This is a genomic window from Neoroseomonas terrae, assembly GCF_018129025.1.
In the GTDB taxonomy this organism is placed as follows: Bacteria; Pseudomonadota; Alphaproteobacteria; order Acetobacterales; family Acetobacteraceae; genus Neoroseomonas; species Neoroseomonas terrae.
Map to the genome: position 1 here is coordinate 35481 of NZ_JAAEDI010000001.1, position 13540 is coordinate 49020.

Annotated in this window: 12 protein-coding genes; 3 read left to right on the forward strand and 9 right to left on the reverse strand. The window is 70.0% G+C overall.

Annotated features, from left to right (window positions below):
- The first annotated feature begins 90 nt into the window (after positions 1–90).
- Complete coding sequence (locus tag GXW78_RS00185; RefSeq protein ID WP_211864974.1) at positions 91–2763, forward strand: DUF2339 domain-containing protein; 2673 nt, start codon at positions 91–93, stop codon at positions 2761–2763.
- Between the two features lie 52 nt (positions 2764–2815).
- Here the strand turns inward: GXW78_RS00185 and acnA are convergent, their stop codons facing one another.
- Entirely contained in the window at positions 2816–5491 is a 2676-nt protein-coding gene (gene acnA / locus GXW78_RS00190) for an aconitate hydratase AcnA (protein ID WP_272876770.1), read from the reverse strand.
- A 24-nt stretch (positions 5492–5515) separates the two neighbouring features.
- Positions 5516–6376, reverse strand: coding sequence for an isocitrate lyase/PEP mutase family protein (locus tag GXW78_RS00195; protein WP_211864976.1), 861 nt, complete (start codon positions 6374–6376; stop codon positions 5516–5518).
- 207 nt (positions 6377–6583) lie between these two features.
- Between GXW78_RS00195 and GXW78_RS00200 the strand changes: the two genes are divergently transcribed.
- Positions 6584–8020: an NAD-dependent succinate-semialdehyde dehydrogenase gene (locus GXW78_RS00200; RefSeq protein ID WP_211864977.1), complete on the forward strand. Its 1437-nt coding sequence runs from the start codon at positions 6584–6586 to the stop codon at positions 8018–8020.
- 37 nt (positions 8021–8057) lie between these two features.
- On the opposite strand, the gene GXW78_RS00205 is transcribed toward GXW78_RS00200, so the two are convergent.
- The 5 genes from GXW78_RS00205 to GXW78_RS00225 form a co-directional block, all read right to left on the reverse strand.
- Complete coding sequence (locus GXW78_RS00205; RefSeq protein WP_211864978.1) at positions 8058–8639, reverse strand: histidine phosphatase family protein; 582 nt, start codon at positions 8637–8639, stop codon at positions 8058–8060.
- The gene (locus GXW78_RS00210; RefSeq protein ID WP_211864979.1) at positions 8636–9283 is read right to left on the reverse strand and encodes a glutathione S-transferase family protein; all 648 of its coding nucleotides are present in this window, start codon (positions 9281–9283) and stop codon (positions 8636–8638) included. Before GXW78_RS00210 ends, GXW78_RS00205 begins: the two co-directional genes overlap by 4 nt.
- Positions 9280–9678 carry a RidA family protein gene (locus GXW78_RS00215; protein ID WP_211864980.1) on the reverse strand — a complete coding sequence of 133 codons (399 nt, stop codon included), beginning with the start codon at positions 9676–9678 and terminating at the stop codon, positions 9280–9282. The genes GXW78_RS00210 and GXW78_RS00215 overlap by 4 nt, the downstream gene beginning before the upstream one ends.
- Entirely contained in the window at positions 9675–10292 is a 618-nt protein-coding gene (locus tag GXW78_RS00220; RefSeq protein WP_211864981.1) for a glutathione S-transferase family protein, read from the reverse strand. Before GXW78_RS00220 ends, GXW78_RS00215 begins: the two co-directional genes overlap by 4 nt.
- A gap of 320 nt (positions 10293–10612) precedes the next feature.
- Positions 10613–11545, reverse strand: a complete 933-nt coding sequence (locus GXW78_RS00225) for a ribose-phosphate pyrophosphokinase (protein ID WP_211864982.1) — start codon at positions 11543–11545, stop codon at positions 10613–10615.
- Between the two features lie 316 nt (positions 11546–11861).
- On the opposite strand from GXW78_RS00225, the gene GXW78_RS00230 reads away from it, so the two are divergent.
- Positions 11862–12290, forward strand: a complete 429-nt coding sequence (locus GXW78_RS00230) for a hypothetical protein (RefSeq protein ID WP_211864983.1) — start codon at positions 11862–11864, stop codon at positions 12288–12290.
- 115 nt (positions 12291–12405) lie between these two features.
- Here GXW78_RS00230 and GXW78_RS00235 read toward each other — a convergent pair whose 3' ends face one another.
- Together GXW78_RS00235 and GXW78_RS00240 are read right to left on the reverse strand one after the other, a co-directional pair.
- Positions 12406–12834, reverse strand: coding sequence for a phasin family protein (locus tag GXW78_RS00235; protein WP_246521724.1), 429 nt, complete (start codon positions 12832–12834; stop codon positions 12406–12408).
- A 91-nt stretch (positions 12835–12925) separates the two neighbouring features.
- Positions 12926–13537: a TetR family transcriptional regulator gene (locus GXW78_RS00240; RefSeq protein WP_211864984.1), complete on the reverse strand. Its 612-nt coding sequence runs from the start codon at positions 13535–13537 to the stop codon at positions 12926–12928.
- Between the last annotated feature and the right edge of the window lie 3 nt (positions 13538–13540).

A 13540-nucleotide genomic window follows, 5' to 3' on the forward strand; every position in this document is an offset into this window, starting at 1 on the left:
CGGCGCGCGCCGCTTCTAGGCGATGCAGGTCACGCACGCAAGTGTCGAAGGCCTTGACGCGGCGCGGCCGGGAAGGGGAGCGTCCGGCGGATGGAAGGCCTTATCCTCGTCGTTCTCGTTGCTTTTCTGGGTGGGTGGTTCTTCGGCATCGCCGGCCTGATCCGCGCCGGGGGTGCCCGGCGGGAGGCGGCGGCGCTGCGTGCCGAGGTCGCCGGCCTGCGCACCGAGCTCGGCAGCATGGCAGCGGCCCTGGTCGCCGCCGGGTTCCGGCCGCCCGGGCCGCTTTGGTCCCCGGTCGCGCCGCCCGAGGCGCCCGCATTCGACGCTCCGCCCGCCGCAAGCGCCCCGGCCGCGCCGCAGGGCGCGCCAGAGGATGTGCCGGAGCCGGAACCGGCCGAGGCCGCGGCGCTCCCACCCTGGTCCCGGTCGGCGCCGGCGCGCCCGCAGCGGAACCTCGAGGAACTGATCACCCAGCGTTGGGGCGTCTGGCTCGGGGCGGGTGCCTTGTTGCTGGCCGGTGTCTTCCTGATCCGCTTTGCGGTGGAGGAAGGGTGGCTCGGCCCGGGGGCGCGGTGCGCCCTGGCCGGGCTGCTCGGTATCGCCCTGATCATCGGCGGGGAATGGTTGGCGAAGCGGTCGGCCGCGACCGAACGCGCCAGCGCCTTGCCCGACTATGCGCCGTCTGCGCTTGCCGCCGGCGGTGTCGCGGCGCTGTTCGGTGCCACCTATGCCGCGACGGCGTTGTATGGGCTGCTGCCGCCCCTAGTCGGCTTCGCCGGCATGGCGGCGGCCGGGGCGCTCGGCATGCTGCTGTCGTTGCGGCGCGGGCCGCTGGTGGCTGTGGTCGGGCTGGTCGGCGCGTTCGTGACGCCGTTGCTGGTCGAGACCGGCGGAACCTCGCTGCCTGGACTGTTCGCCTATCTGCTGGTGGTGGTCGCGGCTGCGATGATGGTGGTACGTGCGACTGCCTGGGGATGGCTCGGCTGGTGCGCGACAGTGGCGGGTGCCCTCTGGGTGCTGCTTGGCACCATCATGGGCGAGGGCCTCGATCAATGGGCGCCGGCGCTGTTCGTGCCGGCGGCGGCCGCATGCTTCCTGTTCCTGCTGCCGAGAGAGGCGCTGTCGGGCACCCTTGGCCGGCGTTTGACCCATCTGCCGCCGGCGCTGCTCGGCGCGGCACTGCTGCCGTTGGCGATCTTCGAGACCGGCATCGCGCCAGCTGCGGGGCTGCTGCTGCTGTCGGCGGTCGCCATCCTCGCCGGTCTGCGCGACCCGCGGCTAGTCCGCCTGCCCTGGATCGCCGCAGGGCTCGGCCTGATGCTGCTGCTGGTCTGGCAGGTGCCGGCCTGGACCCAGACCTGGGAGGCCGTGACGATCGAGGGCGTCACCCAGGCGGTCATTCCGGGCGCGACCGTGCCCGCCGCGCTGACCCCCTACCTGACCGTCGCGGCGATCCTGGCGCTGATGCATCTGCTGGCCGGGCTGGCCTTCGAGGGGCGGGCGCTGGCCTGGGCGGGGCTGGGCGCGACCGTGCCGGTGCTGGCGCTGCTCGCCGCCTATGCGCGAGTTCGTGGCTTCGCGACTGACCCGGGCTGGGCGCTCGCCGCGACGGTGCTGGCGGCCGTGCATGTGGGCGCGGTGGCGCGGGCGATGCGCGCCGAGAGCCTGGGCCGCGCCGGGGCCCATGCGGCCGCCGCGACGGCAGCGCTGGCGCTCGGCGTCGCGATGGTGCTGCGCGACCAGTGGCTCACGCTGACCGTCGCGCTGTTCCTGCCACCGCTCGCGATGATCGCCCTGCGGACGGGGCTCGATGCGTTGCGGCGCGTGGCGGTGGCGGTTGCCACGCTGGTGCTCGGGCGGCTGGCGTTGAACGGCTTCGTGCTGGGCTATGACTGGGGCGAGACACCCGTGCTGAACGGGCTGTTGCTCGCCTATGGCGTACCGGCGGGCTGCTTCTGGTGGGCGGCGCGGATCTTCCTGCGCCAACGGGACGGCATCGTGGTGCGGCTACTCGAATGCGGATCGGCGCTGTTCGCGACGCTCCTCGTGCTGCTCAAAATCCGTCACGTTTTCCATCCCGGCGCGCTTGCCGAGGAGGCCTGGGCCTTCGCGGAGGCCGCCTGGCAGTGCACCGCGCTGTTCGCCTGCGCGGCGGTCGCGCTGCTGCTGCACCGGGCCACCGGGCGCGTCGCGATGCTCTGGGCGGCGCGGACGGCGGGGGTGGCGGGGCTCATCGTGGGGGTGATCCTGCTGGCCACCAATCCCTGGGCGACGGATCGCGCCGTCGGCGCCGTGCCGCTGCTCAATGCGCTCGCGCCGGCCTATCTGTTGCCCGCGCTGCTCGCTGCCTGGGCGGTGGCGCGTGCGCCGGAGGCGCAGGAACCGCCAGGAGCGGCGCAGCTTCTCGCGGCCTACGCGCTGGTTTCCGCTTTCGCCTGGGTCACGCTGGAGGTGCGCCGTGCCTTCCATCCGGAGCATATGGGGGCGCGCTGGGTGGGGGAGGCGGAGATGTACGCCTATTCCGGCGCCTGGCTGCTGCTCGGCGCCGTCATGGTGGCGATCGGCATCCGCAGCGGGCGGAAGGAGATCCGACTGGCGGCGCTCGCCGTCATCGCGCTGGCCACGTTCAAGGTGTTCCTGGTGGACATGGACGCGCTGGTCGGGTTGTGGCGCGTGTTGTCTTTCCTCGGGCTGGGACTGGCGCTGATCGCGCTGGGGGCGATCTACCGGCGCTTCGTGATGACGAAGCCGGAACCGGCGTGACGTTGGGGGCGTGAGGGGCTCGACCGCCCTCGGCGCGCGTCTGCTCGCGGCTTCAACCTGAACGCATGCCCGGCGCAAGGCCGGACAGGTGCTGGCGCAGGACGCGGGGCAGGATGCCGCCGTGGCGGAAGCACTCGGCCTCGAAGGGCGTATCGAGCCGGCAGAGCAGGGGCAGTGCCTCGGTCCGCCCATCGGCGCGGCGGATGGTCCAGGTGATGGTCGACACCGGCGCCGGCCAGGGCGCGATGCCTTCCAGATTGAAGGTCTCCGTGCCGTCCAGCGCAAGTGTCTCCGCTGTCACGCCCTGCGGGAGCTGGAGCGGCAGCACGCCGAGATAGACGAGGTTCGATCGGTGGATGCGCTCGAAGCTGTTGGCGATGACGACGCGGACGCCCAGCAACCGCGTGCCCTTCGCCGCCCAGTCGCGCGAGGATCCCGCGCCGTACTCCGCGCCGGCCATGACGATCAGTGGGACGCCCTCCGACGCGTAGCGCGCGGCGGCTTCGTGGATCGGCAGGATCTCTCCGCTCGGCTGGTGGTGCGTCCAGCCGCCTTCGGTGCCTGGCGCGAGCCGGTTGCGTAGGCGAATGTTGCCGAAGGTGCCGCGGATCATGACATGGTGGTTGAGCCGCCGCGCCGCGAAGGAGTTGAAGTCCTTCGGTCGCACCTGGTGTTCGATCAGGTAGCGGCCGGAAGCGGAAGCGGGCGTGATGATGCCGACCGGCGAGATGTGGTCGGTGGTGACGCTGTCGCCGAGCATCACCAACATCCGCGCGCCTTCCAGGTCCTCGGCGGGTTCCGGTTCGGCCGGCACGTCCTGCAGGAAGGGCGGTTCCTGCATGTAGAGGCTGTCCGCCGCCCAGGGGAAGGTGTCGCCTGCGGGGGCGTCGAGGCCTTGCCAGCGCTCGTCGCCGGCGAAGACGGCAGCATAGCGGCGCTCGAAGCGTTCGGTGGTCAGGGCGACATCGCGCGCCTCGGCGATCTCGTCCGCCGTCGGCCAGATGTCTGCAAGCATCACGGGGCGGCCGTCGCGGTCCGGCCCGATCGCGTCGGTCGTCAGGTCGATGCGGATGGTGCCCGCGAGCGCATGCGCGACGACCAGCGGCGGCGACATGATGTAGTTCGCCTTGGCGAGGGTATGGACGCGACCTTCGAAGTTACGGTTGCCTGAAAGCACGGCAACGGCGGTGCTGCCGCCGGTCGCGATCGCTTCCTCCACCGCCTCCGGCAGCGGGCCCGAATTACCCATGCAGGTGGTGCAGCCGAAACCGATGAGGTTGAAGCCGAGGCGATCGAGGTCGGCTTGCAGCCCGGTCGCCTCCAGGTAGTCCGCGACCACGGTTGATCCCGGTGCGAGCGACGTCTTGACCCAGGGCTTCGACGTCAGGCCGCGTGCGACGGCTTTGCGGGCAAGGATGCCGGCACCGAGCATGCCGTCGGGGTTCGAGGTGTTGGTGCAGCTCGTGATGGCGGCGATGACCACCGCGCCATCGGCCAGACCGCCATCGGGGATGCTCCCGCGCGGCGGGAAGGCGGCGTCGAACGAAGGGCGGATCTGCGGCAGGCTGACGCGGTCCTGCGGGCGGCGTGGGCCGGCAGCGGCGGGTTCAGCCTCGGACAGGTCGATTTCCAGGGCTTCGAGGAAGCGCGGCTGCGGGCCATCGGCGTCGTGCCAAAGGCCCTGGGCGCGGCAATAAGCTTCGACCAATCGGGCATGCATGCCGCCGCGGCCGGTCAATTCGAGGAAGCGGATGGTTTCCGCGTCAACCGGGCAGAAGCCCATGGTGGCGCCGTATTCGGGCGCCATGTTGGACAGTGTCGCGCGATCCGGCAGCGACAGGCGGGACAGCGCCGGGCCGAAGAATTCGACATAGGCGGCGATCACGCCATAGGCGCGGAGCCGCTGCACGACGAGCAGCGTGATGTCGGTCGCCGTCACGCCCTGCGCCGGCGCGCCGACCAGGCGGCAGCCCACGACGCGGGGCAGCACGATGCCGATCGGCTGTCCGAGCACGCCGGCCGTCGCCTCAATGCCCCCGACACCCCAGCCGAGCACGCCGAGCGCGTTGATCATCGGCGTGTGGCTGTCCGTGCCCATCAGCGATTCTGGGTACGCCCAGCGACGACCGTCCTGCTCGGATGTCCAGACGCAACGCGCCATGTGTTCCAGATTCACCTGGTGCAGGATGCCCTGTCCCGGCGGCGCCACGCGGAAGCCGGTGAAGGCCGACTGGCACCAGCGCAGGAAGCGGTAGCGTTCCGCGTTGCGTTCGTACTCAAGGTCGAGGTTGCGTGCCACGGCGTCAAGCGTGCCGAAGGCATCCACCATCACCGAGTGGTCGATGACCATGTCCGCCGGAACGCCGGGATTGATCCGCGTGGGATCGCCGCCGGCACGGCGCACCGCGTCGCGCAGCGCGGCAAGGTCCGCCATGGCCGGCAGGCCGCCTGAATCGTTCAGCACCAGTCGCGTCGGATGGAACGGGACCTCCGCGCCGACACCTGCCGGCGTGGACCAGTTCCGCAGACCCTCCAGCGTCGACGCCGTCACCGCGCGGCCATCCTCGTGGCGGAGCACGTTCTCGGCGAGTACCTTCAGGCTGCGCGGCAGCATCGTCAGACCGGCGAGGCCGTTCGCCTCGGCCGCGGCGAGGCTCACCATCGCGTAGACGTCGCCCTCGACCGTCAGCGACCGGGCCGCGGAGAAGCTGTCCTGTGGTCGGGGCATCGTCATCCTCCCGCGCCTGTTTCGTCAGGCGGCGTATGTCGCGTCGCGGCGCAGCCAATCCTCGGTGCCGACCAGCGCTTCTCGGTCCTTGAAGGAGACCATGCGCTCCTCCATCGCCATGGCGTGGCCATCGCGCGCAATCGCGGCGAGCGTGTCCTGCATGGCCCGGATTGCGGCGCGCTGGAGGTCGGATGGAATGATCACGATGGCATAGCCCATCGCCTGCAGCTCGGCCGCCGGCACCAGCGGCGTCTTTCCGCCGTGGAACATGTTGATCAGCTTCGGTCCCGGGATCTCGCGCGCGATGCGCTCGATCTCGGCCAGGCTGCGCGGTGCCTCAACGAAGATCACATCCGCCCCTGCGTCGCGATACGCGCGCGCGCGGTCGAGCGCGGCGTCGATGCCCTCCACCGCAATCGCGTCGGTGCGTGCGATGATCAGGAGGTCGGGGTCCGGCCGCGCGTCACAGGCGGCGCGCAGCTTGCCTGCCATCTCCCGCGCCGGGATCAGCGCCTTGTTGTCCAGGTGGCCACAGCGCTTGGGAAAGTCCTGGTCCTCCAGGTGCAGGCCGGCGACACCGGCGCGGGCGAATCCCCGCACGGCGACGTGGGTGTTCAGCGCATTGCCGTAGCCAGTGTCGGCATCGGCGATGACCGGCAGGCCCGTCGCGTCGCAAATCTCCGTGATGCGCTCGATGATGCGGCTGACGCTCAGCAGCCCGAGATCCGGAAGGGCAGTGCTGCGGGAGATGGCCCCGCCGCTGGCATAGACCGCCTGGAACCCGGCCTGGGCAACGAGGCGGGCGCTGAGGCCGTCATAGGCGCCGGGCGCGACGATGGTCTCTCCCGCCGCGATACGCTGGCGCAGCAGCCTGGCCTTGCTCATGGGCTGGGTTCCTCCGGGCGGTTTCGCCGGATGCCGCCTGTGACGTGATCCGACATCCGCCGTGACCGGATGATCGGCACGCCGCGTGGCCCTGTCCAGGGTCGCGGGCGGCGGCTGGTTGACAGCATGCCTTCGCGCTATATCCATAGATATATATCGGGCCGTGCCGCCGCCTCGCGCCCACCCACGACTTCGAGGAGATCAGCCATGGCGACCTACCCGACCCTCAAGCTCCATGTCGCGGGGGAATGGCGCAGCCGTCCCGGCGCACCCGTCCACAATCCGCTGGATGACAGCGTGGTCGGCGAGGTACCGCACGCGACGAAGGCCGATCTCGATGATGCGCTCGCTGCTGCCGTCGAGGGTCAGCGCGCGTGGCGCCGCACCTCCCCCGTGAAGCGCCAGGCCATCATGCGTGCGGCAGCGCAGCTCATCCGCGAACGGGCCGACGCCATCGCCGACTCCATCACGCTGGAGCAGGGCAAGCCCCACGCCCAGGCGAAGATCGAAGCCATCCGCGCCTGCGACATCATCGAATGGGATGCCGAGGAAGGTCGCCGCGCCTATGGCCGTGTCATTCCCGCCGAACCCGGCATGCGCCACATCGTGCTGCGCGAGCCCATCGGCATCGTCGCCGGTTTCGCGCCATGGAACTTCCCGATCAGCTCGCCGACGCGCAAGGTCGCCGGCGCGCTCGCAGCCGGCTGCGCAATCATCCTGAAGGCATCGGAGGAAACGCCGGCCGGCGCGATGCATCTCGTCGAAGCCTTCGTCGATGCCGGCGTGCCGAAGGGCGCGCTGCAACTGCTGTACGGCGTGCCGTCGGAGATCTCGGAGTACCTGATCCCGCAGGCCACGGTGCGGTTGGTGACCTTCACCGGCTCGGTGCCGGTGGGCAAGCGGCTCGCTGCGCTCGCCGGGCAGTACATGAAGCCGGCCATCATGGAACTCGGTGGGCACGCGCCGGTCATCGTCTGCGACGACATCGACGTGGATGCGGCGGCGGCCGTCTCCGCGACCGTGAAGTCGCGCAACGCCGGTCAGGTCTGCGTGGCGCCGACGCGCTTCTTCGTGGATGACGCGGTGCATGACCGCTTCGCCGCCGCCATGGGCGAGAAGGCGAAGGCGGTGAAGATCGGCAACGGGCTCGATCCCGCAACGATGATGGGCCCCGTGGCAAATCACCGCCGTGTGGAGGCGATGGAGCGCCTGGTCGCCGATGCGGTCTCGCGCGGTGCGCGGGTGCTGGCTGGCGGCGAGCGCGTCGGCAACCAGGGCTGCCTCTATCCGCTCACCGTGCTGGCGGACGTGCCGGACGACGCGCTGGCGATGCAGGAGGAGCCCTTCGGCCCGCTCGCGCTGATCAGCCGTACGCGCAGCCTGGACGAGGCGATCACGAAGGCAAACTCGCTGCCCTTCGGGCTGGCGGGCTATGCGTTCACGAACTCCGCGCCGCGGGTGGAGCAGCTCAGCGACCAGCTCGAAGTGGGCAATCTCTCGATAAACCACTTGGTGGCGTCGATCGCGGAGACACCGTTCGGCGGCGTGAAGGACAGCGGCTACGGCCGCGAGGGCGGCAGCGAAGGGCTCGCCTGCTACACCGTGACGAAGAACGTGTCGCACCTCGTCGGCGCAGGCGCCTGAGGCGCCGGGGAGGCGCCGCGCGGCGCCTCCCCGGCGGTCACGCCGGCAGGTGCGGCAGCGTCACCGGTTCGACATCCCAGACCTTGCCGGTTGCCGGCGGCGTGCAGAGGATCGGCAGCGCATTGGGCGTGCGGACGTTCGGCTCATGCCCGAAGGCGAGGCGCAACGCGCGGAACAGCGCGCCATGCGCCACCACGAGCACGGGGCCGGGCAGCGCAGTCGCGCGATTGATCGCCGCCACGGCGCGGTCATGCAGGCCCTGGAAGGTCTCGGCACCCTCGGGGGTGAAGCCGCCGGCGATCCAGTCATCGTACCAATCGCCCATCGGCTTGCCTTCCTCGGTGCCAAAGGCGACTTCCTGAAGGTCGACGTCGGTAGAGACCGGCAGATTGAGGGCTTCGGCCACGATTTCGGCCGTATCCAGCGCGCGCGACAGCGGTGAGGAGACGATGGTGACGATGCCGCGATCCACCATCGCGAGCGCCGCGCGACGCGCCTGCATCAGCCCCACGCCGTTGAGGGGTATGTCGGTGCGGCCCTGACTGCGGCCTTCGGCGTTCCAGTCCGTCTCCCCGTGGCGGAGGAACCAGAACGAGGTGGGGTTCAGGGTGACAGTCATCCGATCTCCTCCTCGCGGGCGAGGGCGGCGGCGATGGCAGGCACGGCGGCGACCTTCGCGCTCAGGGCCTTCAGATGGGCGAAGTGATCCGTCGGCAGCTTGAGGAAGCCGGCGAGGAACAGCAGCGCCGCGGCGAAGATGTCGGGCGCGGTGACGTGCGGCGTGTCGAGTAGCGTGCCGTTGGGCTGCCGCGCCAGCGCCGCGTCGACGAAGGCGAGAGCCTCCCCGCCGCGGGCGGCGGCGGCGGCGCGCAGCTTCGCAGCGGCGGCCACGTCATCGGCAAGCAGCCCATCCGCCTGGAAGGCGACATAGAAGGTGTTGGCCATCCGGAAGTGGCACCAGGTGAGCCATTCCATGCCCTTCGCGCGGCCGATCGGGTCGCGCGGCAGCAGGCCGGATTCCGGCGCGGCGTCGGCCAACCACAGCGCCATCGCCGGGATCTCGGTGATCGCGACTCCGGCATCGGGAATCTGGATCGCCGCGACCTCCCCCTTCGGGTTGATGGCGAGGTATTCCGGCGTCTTGTGGTCGCCCTTGCGCAGGCTGATGAAGCGGATGTCGAGGTCGAGACCCGAAGCCGCGACCATCTGGTGGACGATGGTCCCGCTTGTGCGCGTCGAGGTCCAAAGGATCGGCTTGGTCATGCAGCGTCTCCGGCGAGGGCGATGCAGGCGAAGGCGACCTTCGCCTCGGTCGGCACGCCGAAGCGCGCGGTATGGCGCGCGGGCAAGCCGTTCGGGAAGTGCTTCACGTATTCCGCGTTGCATTCGGCATAGTCGGCCGGATCGGTGATCAGCATCGTCACTTGCGCGGCGCGGTCGAGCGACGAACCGGCCTCGCGCAGGATGCGGTCCACCATGCCGAGCGCGTTGCGCGTCTGCTCGGCGGCGGTCTCTCCGCGATGGACGCCGTTGGCCGGATCGTGCGGGGCGGAATGCCCCGACACGAACACCAGGCCGCCGGCGCGGGTGGCGCGGCTGAAGGGCCGCGCCTCGCCCGCCGACGGATGGCCGAAAATGTCGAAAGGCGCTTCGCTCACGCCAGCCCCTCGGCGGCCAGGGCGCGCTGTACGGCCGGGCGGGCCTTCATCCGCGCGTAATGCGCGGCGACATTGGCCGGCAGTTCGTGGCCCATGCGGCCGTTCCACCAGAAGGAGACATAGAACAGCGCGCTGTCCGCGAAGGAATAGCCACCGACCAGCCACTCCTTGCCGTCCAGCGCCTTGTCGAACATCGCCAGACCCTTCGAGAAGATCTCTGCGCCACGTGTCTTCACCGCTTCGGCATCGCCTTCCGACGGCGCGAAGTTCGACGGGCGGAACATGCGGGAGAAGCCCTGCATGTGCAGCGTGGCGACGCAGTAATCGGTGCATTCCAGCGCGCGCGCCTGCGCGTCCATGCCCGACGGCAGCAGCGCGGCGGTCGGGAAGCGGGAGGCCAGCCAGAACGCGATGGCGGGATATTCGGTCAGGATGGAGCCGTCCTCGCGCTCCAGCGTCGGGACCTTGGATTTCGGGTTCACGCCGGTAAACGCCGGCTTGAACTGCGCGCCCTCACGCAGGTTCACCAGCACGGCCTCATAAGGCGCGCCGATCTCCTCAAGCAGCACATGGATGCCGAGCGAGCAGGCGCCAGGGGAGTAGTAAAGCTTCATGCCGCGTGTCCTTCCATCCGGCCGCCAGTAGGCGACCGGGCGGAGGATCGGGCGACGGGCGAGGGTTGGCAAGCCGGGGAGGGAAGCGCGGTGAGGGGCTTTGCCCCTCCCCGGACCCCACCCCACCAAAGGCCGAAGGGCCTTTGGAAACCATCACTTGGCGCTGGGCGGGGCGGGGCGCGCGTACTCGGTGCCCGGAATGTGGTTCCCGTATTTGCCGGGCATGCGGGCCGGAACCAACTCAAGGTGTCCAGAGGCCTTTCGGCCTTTGGCGGGGAGAGGTTTGGAGAGGGGCAGAGCCCCTCTCCAACGATCCCTTCTCAGTTAAACAGCGACGAAACCGACGATTCCTCGCTGATCCGCTTCATCGCTTCGGCGAGCAGCGGCGCGATCGTGAGCTGGCGGATGTTGCGCGAAACGCGCACTGCCTCGGTCGCCTGGATGCTGTCGGTGACGATCATGTTCTCGATCGGCGCGGCGCCGATGCGCGCGACAGCGCCACCCGAGAAGACGCCATGCGTCACATAGACACCGGCGGACTTCGCACCGTTCTTCAAAAGCGCCTCGGCCGCATTGCACAGCGTGCCGCCCGAATCGACGATGTCGTCCACCAGCAGGCAGTCGCGACCTTCGACCTCGCCGATCACGTTCATCACTTCGGAGACTCCGGCGCGCGGGCGCCGCTTGTCGATGATGGCCAGATCGACGCCGAGCCGGGCCGCGATGGCGCGCGCGCGCACCACGCCGCCCACGTCGGGGGATACGATCATCAGCTCGCGACCCGCATAGCGTTCCTGGATGTCACGCGAATACAGCGGCGCGGCGAACAGGTTGTCCACCGGGATGTCGAAGAAGCCCTGGATCTGCGCGGCGTGCAGATCCATCGTCAGCACGCGGTTGGCACCCGCCGCCGTGATCAGGTTCGCCACGAGCTTGGCGCTGATGGGCGTGCGGGGACCGGATTTACGATCCTGCCGGGCATAGCCGAAATACGGGATCACCGCGGTGATGCGCCGCGCGGAGGACCGCTTCAGCGCATCCAGCGTGATCAGCAGCTCCATCAGGTTGTCGTTGGCGGGGTAGCTGGTGGACTGCACCACGAACACATCCTCGCCGCGGATGTTCTCATGGATCTCGACGAACACTTCCATGTCCGCGAAGCGGCGGACGGAGGCATTGGTCAGCGGAATGCCACAGGCTGCGGCCACCGCCTCGGCGAGGGGGCGGTTGCTGTTGCAGGCGACGATCTTCATGGCCGGGGGGCTCCGGGTGCCGCAGGGCGTCAATGGCAGGAGAAGGGCGGGCGCTAGGTAGCAACGTGACGGCTGTGTGTAAATCGCTCGCCGAACCTGATCGGAGCTGAGTCGTTGCTGAACCGTCGGGCGGCGGGTGCCGCACATCCGTGCGGGGTGTCCTTTGCGCCGTGCGCTGCTTCGCCGAGGTGTCTTGGCGCGGTCGCTCTTCGCACGCGCCGCCCGGTGCCTGGCGTGTCGGACCGACGGAGGCGCGGTGGCGGAACGGCCATATCCGCGCCGCAACCTTCCGCAATCGTTCCAGCGGAGATTCCCCATGCACCGTCCCGCAACCACGCTTGCCGTGCTGCTGCTCACCCCGGCGCTCGCCTGCGCGCAGACCAGCCGGCAATACGATGCCGCCGGCCGATCGACCGGCCGTACCGAAGGGCAGGCGACGCAGCGCCACTATGATGCATCGGGCCGGCAGGCCGGCCGGTCGGAGACGCGCGGCGACACCACCCGTCACTACGATTCCGCAGGGCGGACGGAAGGCCGCAGCGCGCGGAGCGGCAGCACGACGCGCCACTACGACGCGTCGGGGCGCCCGACGGGTCGCACCGAATGGTCAGGCGACCGCGCACGGATCTACGATTCTTTAGGCCGCAGCGTCGGGCGCATCGAACGCAGCAGCAACGGTTGGCGCCGCTATGACGCCCAGGGAAGGCTGGTCGGGAGCGGCACGGGGCCGGCGCCCGACCGATAGAGGGGTCGGAGGCCGTTTGAAGCGCCGGGCACTTGCTCACACGCCCGACGACCGCATCCGGACCACATGACCGAAGCCCGGAAGCCGCCAGGCGGCTGCCCAGAGTAGGGTCGGGTCAGCCCTTGCCGACCAGGCCCTTCACCTCGTCCATCGCCTCGGCGAAGCGCTTGTTCAGCACCGAGAGCGCCTCGCTGTTGGACTTCTGGATGAGGTCGGCGATCTCCTGCAGGTTGGCCACCGCCTTCTCATAGGTGGCCTTGGCCAGCTCGGCCTGCTTCGTCGCCTTGTCGTGCGGCGCGTCAGCCGAGGCGAAGGCCTTCATCGCATCGGTCATTTCGGTGACCGAGGCCTGCATGATCTCCATGTGACGCCGTGCGACCGCCTGCGCGCCTTCCAGCGCGACGCGGTTGGCGGTGGACAGCGCCTCGATGTTGCGGCGCTGGGCGGCGGCGAGAGCCTCCATGTCCGGCATCGCCGGCATGCGGAACTCGCCAAGCACCTTCATCATGTCGAAGTCCGGCTTGAACCCGAAACGGTCTGACATCGCCCTGCTCCCGCACGTTGCGGAGGTAGCCTAGACCCTATCTCGCCGCACCGCATCATGAAGAGCGTGCGGCATGCGTCCCGGCGGTTGTTCAGGCGTCCGGCGTTGCCACCGGCGTGGGCGACGGCGCCTCATCCGGCAGCAGACGCAGCGTCCGACCGATCTGCCCCGCGCGGTCGAGCAGACGGTCCAGCGCCGCCATGGTGTGGCCGAGATCCTCGCTTTCATCCTCGATCCACGCGCGCACCGTGCCGATCCAGACGCCGACCAGCCCGAGCGCGAGCAGCCGGCGCATCGGCGCATCGGCATCGACCTCCGCGGCATCCAGCATCCAGCGCATGGACCGAACCAGATGCGGCCCGAGCAACGCCGCGAGGCCCGGGTCGCGCCGCATGTCGTCCAGCAGGCGCAGAATGCCGGCGCGATGCGGCTGCATGGCGTCGAGCCGGCGCATCAGGACGTCGAACAGCCTGTCGCGCGCGAGGCCTCCCTGGCCAGGGATGGTGCCGGCCAGGACCGTCCGGTCCATCAGGCTGCCGTGCAGCACCAGCAGGTCGAGCCGGGAGGGGAACCGCCGTCGCAACTCGGCGAGGGACAGGTCGGCCTCGCCTGCCAGCCGCCGCATCGTCAGCCCGTCCCAGCCATGCGCCGCGACCACGCGCCAGAGCGCGGCGATCAGGGTGTTGTCGTCGGTCTCGCTCATGAG